General features: G+C 69.4%; 16 protein-coding genes. 6 read left to right on the top strand and 10 right to left on the bottom strand.

All coding sequences use genetic code 11. The annotated features are described in order from the left end of the window. Window positions 1-13 precede the first annotated feature (13 nt). Window positions 14-931 carry a LysR family transcriptional regulator gene (locus tag EDF39_RS10210; protein ID WP_123942810.1) on the bottom strand — a complete coding sequence of 306 codons (918 nt, stop codon included), beginning with the start codon at window positions 929-931 and terminating at the stop codon, window positions 14-16. Between the two features lie 50 nt (window positions 932-981). Between EDF39_RS10210 and EDF39_RS17505 the strand changes: the two genes are divergently transcribed. Beyond that, entirely contained in the window at window positions 982-1,149 is a 168-nt protein-coding gene (locus tag EDF39_RS17505) for a hypothetical protein (protein WP_157510165.1), read from the top strand. A gap of 301 nt (window positions 1,150-1,450) precedes the next feature. Here the strand turns inward: EDF39_RS17505 and EDF39_RS10205 are convergent, their stop codons facing one another. The 5 genes from EDF39_RS10205 to EDF39_RS10185 form a co-directional block, all read right to left on the bottom strand. Next, window positions 1,451-2,614, bottom strand: a complete 1,164-nt coding sequence (locus EDF39_RS10205; RefSeq protein ID WP_233573079.1) for an Mrp/NBP35 family ATP-binding protein — start codon at window positions 2,612-2,614, stop codon at window positions 1,451-1,453. Then, complete coding sequence (locus EDF39_RS10200; RefSeq protein ID WP_055963021.1) at window positions 2,607-3,146, bottom strand: DUF1003 domain-containing protein; 540 nt, start codon at window positions 3,144-3,146, stop codon at window positions 2,607-2,609. The genes EDF39_RS10205 and EDF39_RS10200 overlap by 8 nt, the downstream gene beginning before the upstream one ends. Beyond that, on the bottom strand, window positions 3,127-4,452 hold the full coding sequence (locus EDF39_RS10195) for a magnesium transporter MgtE N-terminal domain-containing protein (RefSeq protein WP_055963018.1): 1,326 nt from the start codon (window positions 4,450-4,452) through the stop codon (window positions 3,127-3,129). Before EDF39_RS10195 ends, EDF39_RS10200 begins: the two co-directional genes overlap by 20 nt. Window positions 4,453-4,771: 319 nt before the next feature. Then, on the bottom strand, window positions 4,772-6,259 hold the full coding sequence (locus EDF39_RS10190) for an aminopeptidase P family protein (protein WP_123942808.1): 1,488 nt from the start codon (window positions 6,257-6,259) through the stop codon (window positions 4,772-4,774). A 76-nt stretch (window positions 6,260-6,335) separates the two neighbouring features. After that, window positions 6,336-7,361 carry an endonuclease/exonuclease/phosphatase family protein gene (locus tag EDF39_RS10185; protein ID WP_233573080.1) on the bottom strand — a complete coding sequence of 342 codons (1,026 nt, stop codon included), beginning with the start codon at window positions 7,359-7,361 and terminating at the stop codon, window positions 6,336-6,338. 64 nt (window positions 7,362-7,425) lie between these two features. Here EDF39_RS10185 and EDF39_RS10180 point away from each other — a divergent pair, with 64 nt between their 5' ends. Next, complete coding sequence (locus EDF39_RS10180) at window positions 7,426-8,280, top strand: PHP domain-containing protein (protein WP_123942806.1); 855 nt, start codon at window positions 7,426-7,428, stop codon at window positions 8,278-8,280. Between the two features lie 170 nt (window positions 8,281-8,450). Here the strand turns inward: EDF39_RS10180 and EDF39_RS10175 are convergent, their stop codons facing one another. Next, window positions 8,451-9,920, bottom strand: a complete 1,470-nt coding sequence (locus tag EDF39_RS10175; protein ID WP_055963013.1) for a DEAD/DEAH box helicase — start codon at window positions 9,918-9,920, stop codon at window positions 8,451-8,453. Window positions 9,921-10,099: 179 nt separating this feature from the next. Between EDF39_RS10175 and EDF39_RS10170 the strand changes: the two genes are divergently transcribed. After that, window positions 10,100-10,744 carry a ferritin-like fold-containing protein gene (locus EDF39_RS10170; RefSeq protein WP_123942804.1) on the top strand — a complete coding sequence of 215 codons (645 nt, stop codon included), beginning with the start codon at window positions 10,100-10,102 and terminating at the stop codon, window positions 10,742-10,744. A gap of 69 nt (window positions 10,745-10,813) precedes the next feature. Here the strand turns inward: EDF39_RS10170 and EDF39_RS10165 are convergent, their stop codons facing one another. Both EDF39_RS10165 and EDF39_RS10160 read right to left on the bottom strand, forming a co-directional pair. After that, window positions 10,814-11,116, bottom strand: coding sequence for a hypothetical protein (locus EDF39_RS10165; RefSeq protein WP_055963010.1), 303 nt, complete (start codon window positions 11,114-11,116; stop codon window positions 10,814-10,816). Window positions 11,117-11,118: 2 nt separating this feature from the next. After that, complete coding sequence (locus EDF39_RS10160; RefSeq protein ID WP_055963008.1) at window positions 11,119-11,343, bottom strand: DUF3107 domain-containing protein; 225 nt, start codon at window positions 11,341-11,343, stop codon at window positions 11,119-11,121. Here EDF39_RS10160 and EDF39_RS17790 point away from each other — a divergent pair. The 3 genes from EDF39_RS17790 to EDF39_RS10150 are packed head-to-tail and all read left to right on the top strand — an operon-like array spanning window position 11,336 to window position 17,890. Then, window positions 11,336-11,467, top strand: a complete 132-nt coding sequence (locus EDF39_RS17790) for a hypothetical protein (protein ID WP_255410122.1) — start codon at window positions 11,336-11,338, stop codon at window positions 11,465-11,467. The two genes, EDF39_RS10160 and EDF39_RS17790, sit on opposite strands and share 8 nt — an antisense overlap. Before the next feature lie 10 nt (window positions 11,468-11,477). Beyond that, window positions 11,478-14,636: an ATP-dependent DNA helicase gene (locus EDF39_RS10155; protein WP_158613208.1), complete on the top strand. Its 3,159-nt coding sequence runs from the start codon at window positions 11,478-11,480 to the stop codon at window positions 14,634-14,636. Continuing rightward, window positions 14,633-17,890 carry an ATP-dependent DNA helicase gene (locus EDF39_RS10150; protein WP_123942800.1) on the top strand — a complete coding sequence of 1,086 codons (3,258 nt, stop codon included), beginning with the start codon at window positions 14,633-14,635 and terminating at the stop codon, window positions 17,888-17,890. Before EDF39_RS10155 ends, EDF39_RS10150 begins: the two co-directional genes overlap by 4 nt. Window positions 17,891-17,968: 78 nt before the next feature. Here EDF39_RS10150 and EDF39_RS10145 read toward each other — a convergent pair whose 3' ends face one another. Beyond that, window positions 17,969-18,979, bottom strand: a complete 1,011-nt coding sequence (locus tag EDF39_RS10145; RefSeq protein ID WP_055963003.1) for a phosphotransferase — start codon at window positions 18,977-18,979, stop codon at window positions 17,969-17,971. Window positions 18,980-19,043: the final 64 nt, after the last annotated feature.

Here is a 19,043-nt window from a genome sequence, read left to right as displayed (position 1 = left end):
GATCCTCGTCTCTTTAGACCGTGCCGTGCAGCGAAGCCACTCGTGAGGCCTCGGCGCGAAGGGCGTCGACGACGCGGCGAACCGACGGCCGTTCGGCGCGATCGGGACGGAGCAGGACCGACACGTAGCGCACTGCGCGCATCCCCTCGAGCGGCAGCAGCACCATGTCGTCGCGGACGCCGCTCGACGTGAAGCGGGGGAGCACGGCGATGCCGAGGCCGGCGCCGACCAGCGACTCGGTGATGCGGGTGTCGCTGAAGCGCTGCGAGATGCGCGGTGCCGTGCCGGTGATGCGCTCGATCTCGCGGTACACCCAGTCGTACGGGTAGCCCTTCGGCACGCCGATCCAACTCTCGCCGACGAGGTCTTCGAGGGCCAGCGAGGCGCGGCCGGCGAGGCGGTGGTCGGCGGGGAGCGCGATGTCGAGCGGTTCGCGGAGCAGGGGCACGATCATGAGCCCTCGACCGCGCCAGCTTCGCTCGCCGTCGGGGGAGTGGGCGATGACCACGTCGAAGTCGCCCGTGAGATCGGGGAACGCGAGGGTGGCCGGATCGTGGTCGGACGCGCGCACGACCAGGCCCGGCGTCTCGGCCACGGTCTTGAGAAGCCCGGGAAGCAGCATCTGACCGGCCGTCGGGAACGTCGCCAGCGTGACCTCCCCCTGGGGTGCCACGAGGAAGTCGTCCCAGGTGGCCTGAGCGCGCTCGAGGGCGACTGCGACATCGGCCGCCGTCTGGGCCAGTACGCGCCCCGACCCGGTCAGCACAAGACCCCGCCCCTGCCGCTCGGTGAGGGGTGTGCCGGCCTCGCGTTCGAGCACCTTCAGCTGCTGTGACACGGCCGACGGGGTGCGGTGCGTGGCTTTGGCGACCGCGGCGATGCTGCCCCGCTCGGCGAGTTCGCGGAGGAGCTCGAGACGCTTGACATCCATGAAGCAAATCTACATTGTCACCCCAGAAAAGGTCGATTGTCCTTTGCAATGTGCCTCTTCATACTGGTATTACACACAACAACCACATCGCCATGGAGGGCATCATGTTCATCGGAATCACCGTTCTTGCAGTCGCCGCATTCGCCGGTATCGTCGGCACCGTCGTCAGCACCAGCACCGACGGCTACCGTCGTCAGCCCACGCGCTCCTTCGACTGAGCCCACGCGCTCGCGCGACCAGCAGCAGCCCACGGCGACCCTCGCAGCAGCGGGAGGTCGCCTTTGCTGTTAACGGCGCAGTCTGTCGGGTGCAGTCCTTTTCGTGGCTCAGGATCCGACGGGTCGCCCGAACCTTTAGCCTCCGGTTTTGCGCGTCTCGGCCCCAAAGCGGCCGGATCAGGCCGAATTCGCAGGACGACGGCCCGGCCGGGGTAGGCGCGCGTTCAGAACTCTGGCAAAACCGGCTGTTTTGCCTGCGGCAGGGGCCTTTCGGCTCGCTTTTGCCAGACTTCTGAACGCGTCAGAAGACCGTGACCCCGAGTCGGCGGCCCGCCAGCCCGCGCCCCTGGCTCGCCAGCCTCGCGGCCAAGGTCTCGATCGCCTGTGCCGCCGGGTCACCCGGTTGGCCGACGACGACCGGCTCGCCCGCGTCACCGCCTTCGCGCAACGCCAGGCTCAGCGGCACGCTCGCCAGGAGCTCGACGGGAGACTCCTGCCCCTTCGAAAGCCGCCGCGCGGTCTCCGCACCGCCGCCCGAGCCGAACAGCTCGAGCACCGAGCCGTCGGGTTGGGGCATCCCCGACATGGTCTCGACGACTCCGAGCAGCTTCTGACCGGTCTGCCGGGCGACTAACCCGGAGCGCTCGGCGACATCGGCCGCCGCCGGCTGGGGCGTCGTGACGACGATGACCTCGGCGTTCGGTAGCAGCTGCCCGACCGAGATCGCCACGTCGCCGGTGCCGGGCGGCAGGTCGAGCAGGAGCACGTCGAGGTCGCCGAAATAGACGTCGGTCAAGAACTGCTGAATCGTGCGGTGCAGCATGGGGCCACGCCACGCCACTGCGGTCGAGGTGTCGTCGACGAACATGCCGATCGAGATCACCTTCACCCCGTAGGCGACGGGCGGCAGGATCATGTCGTCGACCTGCGTCGGCTTCACACTCGCACCCGCGTCGTCGACCAAGCCGAGGAGGCCGGGGATCGAGAAGCCGTAGACGTCGGCGTCGACGATGCCGACCGCGAGCCCGCGGGCGGCCAGAGCGACCGCGAGGTTGGCAGTGACCGTCGACTTGCCGACGCCGCCCTTGCCACTCGTCACGGCGTAGACCCGCGTCAGCGAGCCGGGGCCGAAGGGCATCACACGCGCAGCGCGGCCGCCGCGCAGCTTTTCGGTGAGCGCAGCCCGCTCCTCGCGGGTCATGACAGTGATGTCGACGTCGACCGCGGTGACCCCCGCGACGCGGGCGGTCGCAGCGCGAACGTCGCGTTCGATGGTGTCGGCCGCCGGGCAGCCGACGATCGTGAGCTTGACGCCGACGGTCGCCGCGCCGCTGTCGTCGACCGCGATGTCGCCGACCATGTCGAGGTCGGTGATGGGTTTGCGGATCTCGGGGTCGAGCACGCCGGCGAGGGCGGTGCGGATGCGCGCTGACACGCCCTCGGGGGCGGGCAGCGGGTCAGTCACGCGCGGATCCTGGGGTCTCTGGCGATGCCTCCGGTTCGTCTCGACGGTCCAGTTCTTCGAGCAGCGACCGGAGTTCGTCGCGGATGAAGTCTTTCGACGCCATGTCTTTCATCGCGAGGCGCAGTGCCACGACCTCGCGGGCCAAGTACTCGGTGTCGGCGAGATTGCGCTCGGCACGTTGGCGATCCTGCTCGACCTGCACTCGATCGCGATCGTCTTGACGGTTCTGTGCGAGGAGGATCAGCGGCGCGGCGTAGGAGGCCTGGAGCGACAGGATGAGGGTCAGGGCCGTGAACCCGATCGCGGCCGAGTCGAAGCGGAGATTGAGCGGAGCGAGCGTGTTGTAGCCCATCCAGGCGACACAGAAGAGCGTCAGGGCGATGAGGAAGTAGGGCGTGCCCATGTTGCGGGCGATCGACTCGGTCGCTCGTCCGAAGCGATCACGGCTCGGCCCTTTGCGGCCGGAGAGGACGCGGGTGCGGAGGCCCTTGGGCGAGTCGAGACGGACGTCGCTACGGCTGTCGCGTGCCATTGGTCGTCCTCCTTCCGGTTACGGTCGCGGTTGCTCTTCTGAGGCGGGGCCGGGTGTGGCCCAAGGGTTGCTCGGGATCCTGGCTTCGCCAGTCGTCGGGCAGTACGTGGTCGAGGACGTCGTCGATAGTCACCACCCCGACAAGTCGGTGGTTGTCGTCGACGACCGGGACGCTGACGAGGTTGTAGCGCGCCATGACGCGCGTCACCTCGAGAGCGGACGCGCCGACGTTGACCGGCTCGGTCTGAGCGTCGAGAAGCGTGCCCAGACGCTCGTTGGGCGGATACCGGAGCATCCGCTGGAAGTGCACCATGCCGAGGAAGCGGCCGGTCGGAGGCTCGTAGGGCGGCAGCACGACGCAGACGGCTGCGCCGAGCGCCGGAGCGATCTCGTGGCGTCGGATCAGCGCGAGGCCTTCGGCGACGGTGGCATCACCCGACACGATGACTGGGTCGGTCGTCATCAGACCGCCCGCCGTGTCGGAGTCGTAGCTGAGGAGCATGCGGACGTCGTCGGCCTCGTCGGGCTGCATCAGAGCCAGCAGCGCTTCACCCCGCTCATCGGTGAGCTGGGCGATGAGGTCGGCCGCGTCGTCGGGCTGCATCTGGTCGAGCACATCGGCCGCGCGATTGTCGTCGAGGCGGTTGAGGATCGACACCTGCTCGTCTTCGGGCATCTCTTCGAGGACGTCGGCCAGACGGTCGTCAGAGAGCTCTTCGGCGACTTCGTAGCGACGCTCTTCGCCCAGATCGAGCAGGGTGTTCGCCAGGTCGGCGGGAAGCAGGTCGGCGTAGGCGGCGATGACGTGCTCGGCGCTCTGGGCCTCGCCGGGGGCGCTCTCTTCGCGGACGTCCGTCCACAGGGCGAAGACTGTCGGCCCCTTGCCGAAGGGGGAGGGGCTCGCCTTCGGCTTGCGCAGGAAGACCTGCCCGACCTCCCAGCCGCCCTCGTCGGTCTCGTCGATCGCGACGTCTTCGATGGTGGCGAGCGAGTCGTCGTGGCGGAGTCGAACCTTGCGGCCGAGGATCTCGGCAATCACCCGCACCTCGCCGCCCCGCTGCTCGAACCGACGGAGCGCGATGGTGCCGGTGGTGATGATCTGACCGGAGCCGATGCTGGTGACCCGGCCGATCGACACGAACACGCGTCGCTTTCCGGGGACCTCGACGACGAGACCGACGACCCGCGGAGCTTCGTCGTTGCGGTAGACGACGAGGACGTCGCGGACCTTGCCGACGCGATCGCCCGCGGGGTCGAAAACGAGGCACCCGGCGAGCCGGGCGACGAAAACTCTCGTGGCGCTCACCCGACCAATTTAGCCTGTGCCGGTGGCCGCCGGGGACCGGCGCGGGGATTCAGTGCCTGTGCCGGTGACCGTCGGGGACCGGCGCGGGGATGGGCTACCGACTGACGCCAAATGCTGGACCGAGCACGCCCGGTGCGACATTTGGCGGCACTCGCTCTCCGGCGCGGCGGAGGCAGCGTGGGCAGGAGTCACCGAGTGCCGCCAATTGCCGGACTTGCCGCGCCCGGAGCGACATTCAGCGGCACTCGCGGCGGCGAGACGCGGTCCCGCAGCGGCTACGGACGCGGGAGCAGAAGTAGCGGCCCCTGGGTGCAGGGACTCAGGCCCGGGCGATCCAGGCCTCGACGTCGGACGCGGTCCGCGGAATGCCGACCGAGAGGTTCTCTGCGCCGTCGGCCGTGACGAGGATGTCGTCTTCGATGCGCACGCCGATGCCCCGGAACGCCTCGGGCACCGTGAGGTCGTCGGGCTGGAAGTAGAGGCCGGGCTCGATGGTGAAGACCATGCCGGCCTCGATCACACCGTCGAGGTAGAGGTCGCGTCGGGCAGCGGCACAATCGTGCACGTCGATGCCGAGGTGGTGGCTCGTGCCGTGCACCATGTAGCGACGGTGGTACTGCGCATCGGGCTTGATCGACTCGGCGGCCGAGACGGGCAGGAACCCCCACTCGGCGGTCTTCTCGGCGATGACGGCCATGGCCGTGGCGTGGATCTCGCGGAACCGAATGCCGGGCTTCACGATCGCGAAGGCGGCGTCGGCCGCCTCCAAGACCGCCTCGTACACCAGGCGCTGCACGTCGGTGAACCGACCGGAGACCGGCAGGGTGCGGGTGATGTCGGCGGTGTACAGGCTGTCGAGCTCGACCCCCGCGTCGATCAGGATGAGGTCGCCAGGGGAGACGCGGCCGTCGTTGGTGGTCCAGTGCAGAACACAGGCGTGCTCGCCGGACGCGGCGATCGTGTCGTAGCCGACCGTGTTGCCGTCGGCGCGGGCGCGGCGGTTGAACGTGCCCTCGACGATGCGCTCACCCCGAGGGTGTGCCAGAACCCCGTCGAAGTCGGCGATGACGTCGTCGAAACCCTTCTTGGTGACGGCGACCGCCTGCCGCATCTGGGCGATCTCGTAGCTGTCTTTGACGAGACGCAGCTCGCTGAGGTCGCGGGCGAGAACGTCGGTGGTCGCCGACCGATCGGCCACAGTGTCGACGGTCGCCTCACCGGCCGGCACGGGAAGCAGGGCATCGACGCGGCGCGTCAGATCGCCGTCGGCCTCGCGGACGAGGAGCGTGTCGGCATCGACGGAGCCGACGACCGACTCGAAGTCAGAGAGATCGCGCGTGGCCAGACCGAGGTCGACGCCCACGTCGGCGAGCGACGGCCGAGGCCCGATCCAGAACTCGCCGATGTCGGAGTTGGCGTAGAACTCGTCGGAGTCGCGGCCCGCGCTCGCCCGGAAGTAGAGCGTCGCCTCGTGGCCGTCGGCGGTGGGCTCGAGCACCAGGACGGAGCCGGGGACGCTGTCGGAGGCCCAGCCCGTCAGGTGCGCGAAGGCGGAGTGAGGGCGGTAGGGGTAGTCGGTGTCGTTCGACCGCACCTTGGCCTGCCCGGCCGGCACGATCAGCCGCTTGCCCGGGTGGAGAGCCGACAGGCGGGCACGTCGATCGGCCGTGAAAGCCGTCTGCTCGCGGGGCGTCGAGACCGAGTCGGCACGATCGGCCCACTGCGACGAGATGTACTCCTTGAACGTATCGGAGCCCGGGGTCGTCGAACGATTGGAGGTGGCGCGAGGTGCCTTCTGATCAGCCATGCCCACCATTATGGTCGCCGCCGCCCGAGAGCGGATTGCGTTCTCCACAGGGTCGCGTCGTGCCCGTGGCTGCGCTCTAGTCGGTCGACGCCGGGGTGAGCTGCGCGAGCACCGGTCGGTGGTCGCTGCCCGAGCCGTCCTGCGTCGTGATCACGCGGAAGCCCGAGACGCTCCAGTCGGAGGTCGCCATCACGTGGTCGATCGGTGCAGCGAGCAGGGCGGGAACCGTGGTCGGCCAGGTGCCGACTGCCCCGTTGGCTGACGCCTTCGCCGCATCACGACAGCTGCCGAGGGTGGTGCTCGGCTTCGAACCGAGGCCGGACTGGTGGTCGAGCGTCGAGTTGAAATCGCCGGCCATGATCATGCTCTCGCCCGAGCAGAGCTTCGCGAGGTACCGCAGCCCGGCACGCCAGTCGGTCATGAGCGCCTTGACGGGCGCTGCTGGATGGGCCGCCACGATCACCGGGCCGGAGCCGTCGGCCGGGCGTGCCACGACCGTGGGGAGCACGGGCGTGGTGCCGCCCTCATCGTCGGCGACGACCCGGTAGGTGCCGAGCTTGGTCGAGATGAGCAGGGCCGTCGACTTGGCGCTGTCGGTCTTGTCGTACGCGAGCACGAGCACGCTGACGGGGCGCTTGGCTGCCTTCATCTTCGCGGCGACGGCGTTGGCGGTCTTGCGGGTCGTCTCGGGCAGGCTCACGATGTCGGCCTTCGAGTTGACGGCGAGCTTCGCGATGGTCGATGCGCCCGGAGCCCCGCCGAGAGTGTTCCACGCGAGCACACGAACGTCTCCGGCGGCCTTGGCATCGAACTTCGTCGACCCGGTGCCGCGCTCGACGAGCACCCCGCCGGTAATCGCCGCGAAGACCAGCAGCAGCACGGCCGCGGCAGCAAGCAGACTCCGCGCGGCACGGAGGGCGAGCCCCGCGAAGAGGAACACGACCGCCACGACGACGGCGACGACCACGAGGATCCCGCGGAACGCGATCACCTGCGCGACGTAATAGCGCTGTTCCAGCCCGAGGACCTGGGGGAACGCCGCGACGAACAGCGCCGCGGCCAGGGCCAGCAGCAGGACGAAGGAGACGAGTCGACGGATCACGGTGGAACGAGCCTAGGGGACACCGCCGACTTCGACCTCTCCCGCACCGCCTACGATGGAGTCCATGATCACCGGGCCGATCGACCTGCATACCCACAGCAGCGTCTCCGACGGCACAGAGTCTCCCGCCGACCTGATCGCCAGCGCGGTGGCAGCCGGCCTCGCGGCCGTGGCTCTCACCGACCACGACTCGACGAGTGGCTGGGATGAGGCGCGAGCGGCGATCGTGGGCACCGGCCTGACCCTCATCCCCGGCATGGAGCTCTCCACCCGGGTCGGCTACAACAGCGTGCACATGCTGGGGTATCTCTTCGACCCGGCTTCGCCCGAACTCGTGGAGGAGACCACCCGTCTCCGCAACGACCGGCTGCACCGCGCGGAGCGGATGGTCACGCGTATCGGCGCCGATTACGACATCGTCTGGGGCGACGTGCTCGCCCAGGCCTCCGAGGGGGCGACTCTCGGTCGACCCCACATCGCCGATGCCCTCGTGGCGAAAGGCTACGCCCGGGATCGCAGTGCGGCGTTTGCCGGGATCCTGCACTGGCGCAGTGGCTACTACGAACCTCACGAGGCACCCTCGCCTCTGCTCGGCATCCGCATCATCCGCGCGGCAGGTGGCGTGCCGGTGCTCGCGCACCCGGCCACCCGCGGGCGTGAGGCGAACCTGCCGCAGTCCCACTTGCTCGAGCTCGTCGAAGCCGGGCTCGGCGGCGTCGAGATCAGCCACCGCGACAACACCGAGGGCGGCAAGCAGACGCTGCGCGCGCTCGCCGACGAGTACGACCTCATCGTGACCGGTTCGAGCGACTACCACGGCGAGGGCAAGCCCAACCGGCTCGGCGAGAACACGACCGAGCCTGAGCAACTGAAGCGCATTATCGACCGAGCCACCGGGTCGGCGCCGTTCGTCGGCTGATTCGCCAGACGAGTCTCGGCGTTGGGGCCCGCGCCCTGTGCCTGCGCCGAATTCGAAGGAGATCCTGGCGACACGCCGCGCCGATCCGCCTCACTTTCGCGAAACGGCGCGGATCTCCTTCAAATTCGGAACAGGGCTGGGGACGGAGTCCGGTCGAGCTGGGCCCCTCGCTACTCCTGAGGAGCCTGCGAGGTCGACGACTGCTCGCCGGCCGGGCGACGTCGGCGGTTGCGGCTGCGTGAGCGTGCGGGGCGAGCCTCGCCCTCGGTCGACTCGGCGGGCGCGCTGGTCTCGGTGGCGGGGGAGGAGGATCCTGCACTGTCGCCACCTCGGGTGCGCGAGCGACCCGAGCGACCGTCGGAGGAGCGGCCCTCAGACGAGCGCCCCTCGGAGCGCCCACCCGACGAACGGCCGCCGGTCGACGGTGCCGTGCGGGGCGGGACCTCGCGCGACGTCGGCTTGAGACGGCCGCGGGTGCCCTCGGCGATGTCGAGGTCGGTGAAGAGGTGCGGGCTCGACGAGTAGGTCTCGACCGGCTCGGGCATGTTCATCTCGAGGGCGCGGTTGATGAGGGCCCACTTGTGCAGGTCGTCCCAGTCGACGAAGGTGACGGCGATACCGGTCTTGCCGGCACGGCCGGTGCGGCCGGCACGGTGCAGGTAGGTGTCGTGGTCGTCGGGCACCGTGTGGTTGATCACGTGGGTCACGTCGTTGACGTCGATGCCTCGGGCCGCGACGTCGGTCGCGATCAGGATGTCTTTCTTGCCGGCCTTGAAGGCGGCCATGGCGCGCTCGCGCTGCTCCTGGTTGAGGTCGCCGTGCACGGCCGCAGCGCTGAACCCGCGGTCGTTCAGCTCTTCGACGAGCTTGGCAGCCGCGCGCTTGGTGCGGGTGAAGATGACTGTCTTGCCGCGGCCCTCGGCCTGGAGGATGCGCGCGATGACCTCGTCTTTGTCGAGCGAGTGCGCGCGATAGACGACGTGCTTGATGTTCGCCTGCGTGAGGCCCTCGTCGGGGTCGGTGGCGCGGATGTGGATCGGCTTCGTCATGAAGCGGCGCGCGAGGGCGACGATCGGCCCGGGCATGGTGGCCGAGAAGAGCATGGTGTGGCGGGTCGGCGGGATCTGGGCGAAGATCTTCTCGATATCGGAGAGGAACCCGAGGTCGAGCATCTTGTCGGCCTCGTCGAGCACGACCTCGGTGACGTCTTTGAGGTTGAGCAGACGCTGGCCCGCGAGGTCGAGGAGCCGACCCGGGGTGCCGACGACGATCTGCGCGCCGTCTTTGATCTGCTCGACCTGGCCCTCGTACGCCTTGCCGCCGTAGATCGAGACGATCTTCGTGTCGGGGCGGTTCGCCGTGGCGATCTCGAGGTCTTGGGTCACCTGCACGCACAGCTCGCGCGTCGGCACGACGACGAGCACCTTGACGCCGGGCGCCGGGTGGTGGCCGATGCGCTGGATGATCGGGAGGCCGAAACCGAAGGTCTTGCCGGTGCCGGTCTTCGCCTGGCCGATGATGTCTTGGCCGGAGAGAGCGAGCGGAATGGTCTGGGTCTGGATCGGGAAGGGCTCGACGATGCCCTTTGCCGCCAGTGCATCGACCATGTCCTGGTCGATGGAGAGGTCGCTGAATGTCAAGTGTGGCCCTGTTTCATATAGAGGGGTAAGCCCACAGTTTAGCCGGTCGCATGCAAGCCCTCACCGGACGCCGGGCCGCAACCCTCTAAGGTGGTGCCGTGGTGTCGTGGAGGGGGTTCCGGTTCGGTCGGTCGTCGACCGCCGGTCAGCGTCCCCGACCTGACCCGAGGCCCATCCCGGTGAGCCGAGTCGAGCTGGGCGATTTCACTCCCGATCTCGACGTCTATCTCGGCCTCGTGGCCTACTTCCAGCTCGCTCTGTTCGAGTCACTCGGCCACGCGTCGAGCCTGGCCCCGTCTACCCGCACGAAGGCGCTGACCGGCGTGATCGCGACGTCGACCCTCGAGCGGCACAAGGCCATGCTCACCCTGATAGAGCGCGCCGACAAAGACGCGTCCGACGTGATGCAGCCGCACGCCGATCTGATCGACGACTTCCAGCGCCGCACTGCCGGCCGCGACTGGCACGAGGCCATGCTGGCGACCTACGTGGCAGCCGGCCTGCTGGACGACGTGTTCGTCCGCCTCGCCGATGGTCTGCCGGGCGACTACCGCGATCGCGTGGTCGCCGGTCTCGAAGTCGATGCCGAGAGCGATGAGACCGCGATCGTCGCCGAATTGTCGCTCGGGATCGGAGCCGATCCTCGCCTGGCTTCACGGCTGGCACTCTGGGGTCGTCGTCTCGTCGGCGACACCCTTCTGGTGGCCCGCGCGGCGATCGCGGCCTCGCACCAGTCGGCCGACGACGAGCGGCTCGAACCGGTCTTCACCGAGTTGATCGCCGCTCACACCCGGCGGATGGACGCCCTCGGCCTGACGGCCTAGTCGTCAGCGAGACTGGCTCGCGGGCAACACGGCAGGATCCGGCACACCGCCGCACCCGCTCAGCGCGCTTCAGGCGGTCTTGCGACCCTGGAACAGCTCTTCGAGCAACTCGCGATCAGCGGCCTCGCGGCGCCGGGCGAAGACGCGCGCGACGCCGACGGCGGTCAAGGCGGCGACGAGGAGCGTCACGATCCAGATCCACCCGGCGTCCGACTTCCACTCGAGCCAGGTCAGGACTTCCCAGACCACGATGGCGGCCGAGGTCGACCAGCCGGCGACCCAGAACAACCCGCGCGTCGCCTGCCCGGGGAGGGCGAAGTGCACGATGAGGCCGATCAGGGCACCGCCGAGAGCGGCGAAGAGGAGTTCCACGGTTAGCTGACGAAGCCGACGCGGCCGCGCTCGACGCTGCCGACCTCGACGTAGGCGAGACCCGACGTGGGCACGATGTAGACCTTGCCCTTGCTGTCTTTCAGGGTGAAGTACGTCTTGCTTCCGTCGAGGGCCTCGGCGACGACCTTCTCGACGTCGGCCGGGGAGTCGTTCGACTCGAGGGTGATCTCACGGGGGCTGTTGGCGATACCGATACGAATGTCCACGAGCACGACGATATCCGACTTCGTCGAAGCCCGCGGGCGGCGTTCACTCTGGGCAGAAGAGCCGGGGATCCCCGTGGTCGCCAGCCGTCGGATCCTGCGCTTCGATGTCGGCGGCAGCCGCTAGCGTCGACAGCGTGATCGCACCCCTCGATGCTTCCCAGCGCCTCGTCCTCGAGCTTGCCGACGGCGAGAGTGCCGCCGTGATCGGCGCCCCCGGGTCGGGCAAGACGACGGCGCTGATCGAGTTCGTGCTCGATCGGGTGCATCGCGACGGGTGGGGCCCGGCAGCCGTGCTGGCTCTGTCGCCGACGCGAGGGTCGGCCACCGCACTCCGAGACACGCTCGCGGGGCGCCTCGACATCCCGTCGCCCGGCCCTCTTGCGCGAACGATCTCGTCACTCGCCTTCGACATCGTCGGGCACGCGGCGCGGTTGGCGTCGAGCCCCGCGCCCACGCTGCTCACGGGCGGAGAGCAAGACGCCATCATCCGCGACCTTCTCGATGGGCATCTCGACGAGGGCACCGGGCCTGCCTGGCCCGACGAGCTCGGCCCGGTCGTCCGAGGTCTGCGGGGGTTCCGCACCGAGCTCAGAGAGGTGCTGATGCGCGCGACCGAGCACGGCATCGACGCGAACCGGCTTCGCGAGTTGGGTGCAACGAACGGTCGTCCCGAATGGAGCGCCGTCGCCGACTTCGCCGACGAATACCACGCCGTTGTTGACGGCCTCCAGGTGTCGGCCCTCGACGCCGCCGAACTCGTCGACTACGCGGTCGCAGCGCTCGACCGGGGCGAGTCGTCGCCTCTCGTGGCCGACTTGAAGGTGATCGTCGTCGACGACGCCCAGGAGGCGACCGAGTCGACCCTCGCGCTGTTGCGAGCATTCGCCCGACGGGGAGTGGCGATCGTCGCGTTCGGCGACCCCGATCTCGCCACCAATGCCTTTCGCGGGGGCTCGCCCGATGTTCTCGGCCGCCTCGCCACCCGGCTGGGCCTCTCCCGGGTCACGACTATCACGCTCGAATCGGTGCACCGGCACGAGCCCTCGCTGCGCGGGTTCGTCTCGTCGATCACCGAGCGAATCGGCACGGCGGGTGCCGGGCGGCAGCACGCGGCACTCTCGGCGGCGCCCGAGTCGTTGGGCCCTGCTGCGCTGCAGCGCATCGAGTCGGACAGCCCCGCGCACGAGATCGCGTCGGTTGCGCGGGCGCTCCGCGAACATCATCTGTTCAGCGGGGTTCCGTGGTCGAAGATGATGGTCGTCGTCCGCAGCGGTGCTCTGGTGCCCGCGGTGGCGAGATCACTGCACCTGGCCGAGGTGCCCACCCGCACGCCGATCGCCGGTCGAGCGGTGCGCGACGAATTCGGTGCCCGGCACCTCCTTCTCGCCGCCTCGGTCGCCACGGGACGCGACGCCCTCACGCCGCTCGTCGCGGGCGAACTGCTCGCCGGGCCGCTCGCGGGCTTCGACTCCCTCAGCCTTCGTCGCCTTCGCCTCGCTCTCCGGGCGGAGGAGCTCGCGGGCGGCGGCACCCGATCCGCCGACGAACTGCTGGTCGAGGCGCTCTCCGGCCCGGGCCGCTTCGCCACGATCGATTCCCGCTTCGCCGCGCGCGCCGGGCGTTTCGCGACGAGCCTCGACCGCGCTCGCGCCGACGCGTCGAAAGGCCTCAGCATCGAAGAGATCCTCTGGGGGCTCTGGGAGCGAAGCGGCCTCGCCGACGAGTGGAGCGCGCAGTCGCGGGGGCACGGCATCGTCGCCTCCGAGTCTGACCGACAGCTCGACGGGGTCGTGGCGCTCTTCACCTCGGCCAAGCGATTCGTCGAGCGGTCGCCCGAGGCCTCGGCGCTCGCCTTTCTCGACGCGATGATCGACGCGGATGTGCCCGAAGACACGCTGTCGCCGCAGGCGCTCGCCGAGACCGTGCTCGTGACGACCCCGTCCGGGGCCATCGCGGCCGAGGTCGACGTCGTGGTCGTGGCCCGACTGCAAGACGGGGTGTGGCCGAACCTGCGGGTGCGGGGCGGGCTGCTCTCTCCCGACGCTCTGGTCGAAGCGGCGGAGGGGGATCCTTCGGCGTCGTCCGCCGGTGAAGCACCTCCCGCCGGAGCTCCTGCCGGGTCGTCTACCGCCGGGTCCTTCGCGGGGGCTTCCACCGGGGCGTCCGTCGTCGACCGCCGGGCCGGCGTGCTCTCCGACGAGCTCCGGATGTTCGCGCTCGCCGCCTCGCGGGCCCGTCAGCAAGTCATCCTGTCGTGCACGGCCAACGACGACGAGTCGCCGTCGATGTTCCTCCGCCTGCTGCCGCCCACCACCCCGGTAGTCGACGTACGGCCGCCACTGTCGCTGCGGGGCCTCGTGGGCCACCTCCGACACGCGCAGCTCGCCTCCCGCAGCGCCGTCGACTCGGCCGATGCCGCGATCGGCCTGGCGCGCCTCGCGGCGGCCGACGTCGCGGGCGCTGCCCCCGACGAGTGGTACGGCCTCCACGAGCCCTCCACCCTCGACGAGCTCGTCGACCTCGACGATCCCGAGGCCCGCGTGCGAGTCTCGCCGTCGGCCATGGGCAGTTTCGAGGAATGCCCGCTGCACTGGTTCGTCGACCGGTTCGGCGGCTCGTCGTCGAGCACAGCCATGGGGCTCGGCACGGTGATCCACGACGTGATGGAGAACGCCGTCGAGATTGACGCCGACTCGCTCTGGAGGAGCGTCGAGGCGCGCTGGGGCGAGCTCGAATTCGAGTCGGAGTGGATTGGAGCCGCGGAGAAGAAACGCGCTCGCGCCATGACCGAGAGCCTCTCGGCCTACCTGACCGACTTCGTCGCGAGCAACTCCACGCTGCTCGGCGCCGAGTCGGCTTTCGAGCTCGACGCGGCGCCCGCCCTGCTCCGCGGGATGATCGACCGGGTCGAGCAGCAGGCCGACGGCAGCGTCGTCATCGTCGACCTCAAGACCGGCAAGTACGCCCCCTCGGCTCCCGAGGCGGAGAAGAACCCGCAGCTCGGCAGCTACCAGCTGGCGCTCGCCGAGGGCGCGCTCGAGGCGGCCTCGGCCGACTCGCCCCGGGGTGGTGCGAAACTCCTGTTCGTCGCCGTGTCGACCGCCAAGAAGCCCTACGTCGAGCGATCGCAGACGGCATTCGACGGGGAGGCCCTTGCGGCCTTCCGAGAGCGCGTGCAAAACGACGCCCGCGGCATGGCGAAGCGGGTGTTCGAGGCGCGGATCGACGAGCACTGCCTCCAACGACACGGTGGCTCGTGCCGAATCCACGTGGTCGGAGAGGTCACCCAGTGAGCGATTCTTTTGACGAGGGTGTCGCCCTGTCTACGCTCCCTGTTCAGTACTTCGCCATCGACATCGCCGAGGCCCTCGAGCTGCCTCCGCCCACGATCGAGCAGCGCGCCGTCATCGAGGCGCCGCTCGAGCCAGCCCTGGTCGTCGCGGGCGCCGGCAGCGGAAAGACCGAGACGATGGCGAGTCGTGTCGTCTGGCTGCTCGCCAACGGACTCGTCACAGTGCCCGAGGTGTTGGGGCTCACCTTCACACGCAAGGCGGCCGGCGAGCTCGGCGAGAGGATCGGCCGGCGGATCGACCTCCTCGTCGAGCGCGGCCTCCTCGACACGCAGGGCGACCCGTTCGAGACGCCGACCGTGTCGACCTACAACGCGTTCGCCAACGCGATCTTCCGCGATCACGCGTTGATCGTGGGCCGTGAGAGCGAGTCGCAACTGCTCGGCGAGGCATCGGCCTGGCAGCTCGCCCGCTCCCTCGTCGTCCGGAGCACCGACGAGCGTCTCGCCACCCTCGGCAAGTCGGTCGACCAGATCACCGAGGCCGTCCTGTCGCTGAGCCACGCCCTCGGCGAGAACGTCGCCGACCCCGCTGCCGTGTCGGCAATGGCCGACCGATTCCTCGACGTCGCCTCCCTGCCGTTCAGTGGTCGAGCACCTCGTCCCCACGTGCGACGGGCAGCTGCAGCACTCGAGACGCTTCCCCCGCTCGTCGACCTCGCGACCGCATTCGCCGATGAGAAGGCGCGTCGAGGCTTCGTCGAGTTCTCCGACCAGGTCGCCCTCGCCCTCGAGGTGTGCGAGACATCCGCCAGCGTGGTGGGGGAGTACCGCGACCGGTTCAAGATAGTGCTGCTCGACGAGTACCAAGACACCAGCGTCGTCCAGACTCGCCTGCTCTCGCGCCTCTTCGGCGGCACGGCGGTCATGGCTGTCGGCGATCCGCACCAGTCGATCTACGGGTTCCGGGGCGCGAGCGCAGCGAACCTCGGGCGCTTCCCGGTCGACTTCGACGCGCGACCCGATGCCTCGTACACGCTCTCGACGAGCTGGCGAAACCCGGTCAGGGTCCTCGACTCGGCCAACGTGGTCGTCGACGAGTTGTCCCGCAGGTCCGACGTCGCGGTCGGCACGCTCGCGGCCCGCCCGAACGCGCCGCTCGGTGAGGTCAGCGCGGCCTTCGCCGAGACCCTGCCCGAAGAGGCAGCCGCGGTGGCCGAATGGTTCGAACGGGAGCTGCGGATCCTGAATCCCGACGGTACGAAGCGCACCGCCGCCGTGCTCTTCCGCTCCAAGAAGAACGTGCAGGCCTTCGCTGCAGCCCTACGTGCGCGCGGGGTGCCGTTCCACATCCTGGGGGTGGGCGGCCTGCTGTCGAGGCCCGAAATCGTCGACCTGGTCAGCTGCCTGCGCGTGTTGCACGATCCGGCAGCCGGGTCGGAACTGATTCGGCTGATGGCCGGGGCCCGATGGCGCATCGGCATCCACGACATCGCGATGCTGCGCGAGGTGTCGTCATGGCTGTTCCAGCACGACCACGCCCAGCAGAAGCTCCCCGACGAGGTGCGCGCCCGACTGCGGGCTTCCGTCGCCGCGGGCGAAGACGGGTCGATCGTCGACGCCCTCGACTTCGTGGGCACGGCTCCCGAATCGCACGGGCAGCTGCGGCGATTCAGCCCGGAGGGCCTTTCGAGGCTGCGGGCGCTCGCCCGACAGCTGGCCTTCCTGCGCAACCGGGTCGGGCTCGATCTCGTCGACCTCGTGGCTCTGGTGCAGCAGGAGATGCTCCTCGACATCGAGGTGGCGGCGGTCAGCGGCTCCGTTCACGGCCGGGCGTACCTGCAGGCGTTCGACGATGAGGTCGCGGGCTATGCGGCCACCGACGAGTCGGCCAGCCTCGCCGGGTTCCTCTCCTGGATCAGCGCGGCCGAGCGCCGTGACGACATGGGACCGCGCTCCGACGCCAGCGAGGCCGGGGTCGTTCAACTGCTCACCGTGCACGGGTCGAAGGGCCTCGAATGGCAGCTCGTCGCCGTGCCCCGGCTCGTCGAGGGCGAGCTGCCCGGCACAGCTCGCGAGGGCAACGGCTGGGTCGCGTTCGGCGAACTGCCCTACGAGTTCCGCGGCGACGCGATGGAGCTCCCGGTGCTTGCCTGGCGGGGAGCCGAAGACCAGAACGAGTTCCACGAAGCCGTCGAGGTGTTCCGTGACGAGCTCAAGCAGCGACACCTCGCCGAAGAGCGTCGACTGGCCTACGTCGCTCTCACCCGTGCTCAAGAGGCCCTGCTGCTGACCGGGTCGTTCTGGGCCACGCAGAAGCGACCGCGAACGGCGAGCCTCTATCTGCGCGAGCTCGCCGAGGCGGAGATCATCGACGCGGGTCTCTTGCCCGACGCGTCGGCGTTCGAGGAGAACCCCCTGGCGGCGGAGTACCGCACCCCCGAGTGGCCGTTCGACCCGCTCGGTGCCCGGCGAACCGCGGTCGAGAACGCCGCCGCCTTCGTGAAGACCGCCATCGAGCGACACGACGACGACGCGGGCCGCTGGAACGCCGACATCGAGCTCCTGCTCCGCGAACGGCAGGCAGCTCAAGAGAACGCGGTGGTGACGGCCCTTCCGCAGCGCATCCCCGCGTCGCGATTCAAAGATTACGTCGACGACCCGGCGGCAGTGGTCGCTGCGCTTCGGCGGCCGTTGCCCGAGCGGCCCTATCGAGCCACGCGTCTCGGCACCCTCTTCCACGACTGGGTCGAAGCGCGATACCGACCCACCGGCCGCCTCGAGACCCTCGACTCCGGCGGGCTCGATCTCGACCTCGACGAGGGCGAACGCGGTGTGCTCGCCGCGGGAGTCCCGGTCGATGTCGACGACGCCCGTCGGCTGGCAGAGCTGCAGGCGACCTTCGAGGCGTCGGAGTGGGCTGAGCTCGAACCCGTCGACGTCGAGCTCGAGATTCACCTGCCCCTCGGCTCTCGCACCGTCATCTGCAAGATCGACGCCGTGTTCGAACGCGACGGCCGCTTTCAGGTCGTCGACTGGAAGACCGGCAAGGCACCGCGCGACGCCGACGAGCTCCAACTCAAGCAGCTCCAGCTCGCGCTCTACCGGGAGGCGTACGCCTCATTCCGGGGTATCGACCCGGGTCAAATCGACGCGGTGTTCTACTTCGTGGCCGACGACGAGAAGCTCGAGCCGAGCCACGTCAGCGACCGCGACGAGCTCGAGAAGCTGTGGGGTGGCGTCGAAGCGAGGCTCTGACCGAGCCACGGGCCTCCGTGCCGGCGGGCTCGCCAAACTGGCCTCAGCCGGCGGCAACCGGTCAGGACGGGCACCGCGTCAGGCGGACTCGCTCCGGTGTCGCTCCGTCGCCGCCAGCAGGTTCTCGACACCGGCGACGTCCAGTGCCTCGGTCGACCCCGACACTAGCGGACGCTCGTCGGACTGCTGCACCGAGTCGACCAGCCGAGACATCATCGCGACGGCATCGTCGACGACCTCGGTGTTCTTCGTGTGGCTGCCGTGCAGCAGATACCGCGCGAGATCGAGCTCGTGGTACAGCGTCGCGCGGTTGCGGAGCTGGCGCTCGCTGGTGCCGCGGGCCGCAGCGTACGCATCGAAGACCGCATCGACGCTGTCGTCGTTGGGGGCTCCGAGCACCCAGGCGAGGTCACGCGCAGGATCCGCGATCTGCAGTTCGTGCCACCCCAGAATTCCGCTGATCCGGTCGCCCGACACCAGCACCGACGAGGCCTCGAGCGATCCATTGATCACCGTCGGCTGGAACTGCCAGAGCTGAGAGTCTTGAATCGCCGACTCCCATCGTTCGACGAGCGCGGCGGGGAGGAGCCCCGTCGCCGCGGCGCGGTCGACCACGCTGGCGGACGACCGCATGGCCTCGAAGGGCGTGTGGCTCGTGAGCCCCGAGTCGGTGACGAAGCTGGTGGGGAGCGAGTGAATGGCCGCGATTGCGGCTCCGACCGACGACGGGAGGCCGGATCCTGCGATCATCTCGGAGACGTCGAGGGGCTCGCCCTCGAGGTAGTCGTAGAGAATCGCTCGCGTCTCGGCGATGGGTGCCTGGCCGCGATACGAGGGCACTCCGAACGAGAGCCGGCTGCGGACTCCCTGGCTGAGCGCGCGGATGGCCACGAGATCGGCGGACTGCTGGGCTTCGGCGCGAGTCGTTCTCGGAACCCGGATGATCCACTCCTCGCCACCCGAGCCGGAGAGTCGAGCGGAGTCGAAATCGCCGGCGCCGATGGAGCCGTGCGGGCCGGCCCGGCGGACGTCGAGGTCAGCGACGGCAGCCGTCGCCAACGCGGCTAGAGTGAAGTGGGATCTGGCCATGCCGTAAGGGTAGGCCGACAGCCGCGGCCTGCCTCGTGCGCCACGCTGGTTCCTCGAGTCGATT

It is taken from the genome of Frondihabitans sp. PhB161 (assembly GCF_003814635.1).
Lineage (GTDB): Bacteria > Actinomycetota > Actinomycetes > Actinomycetales > Microbacteriaceae > Frondihabitans.
Note: the sequence above shows the minus strand (reverse complement) of the source record. Positions and strands in the feature narration are given on the sequence as shown.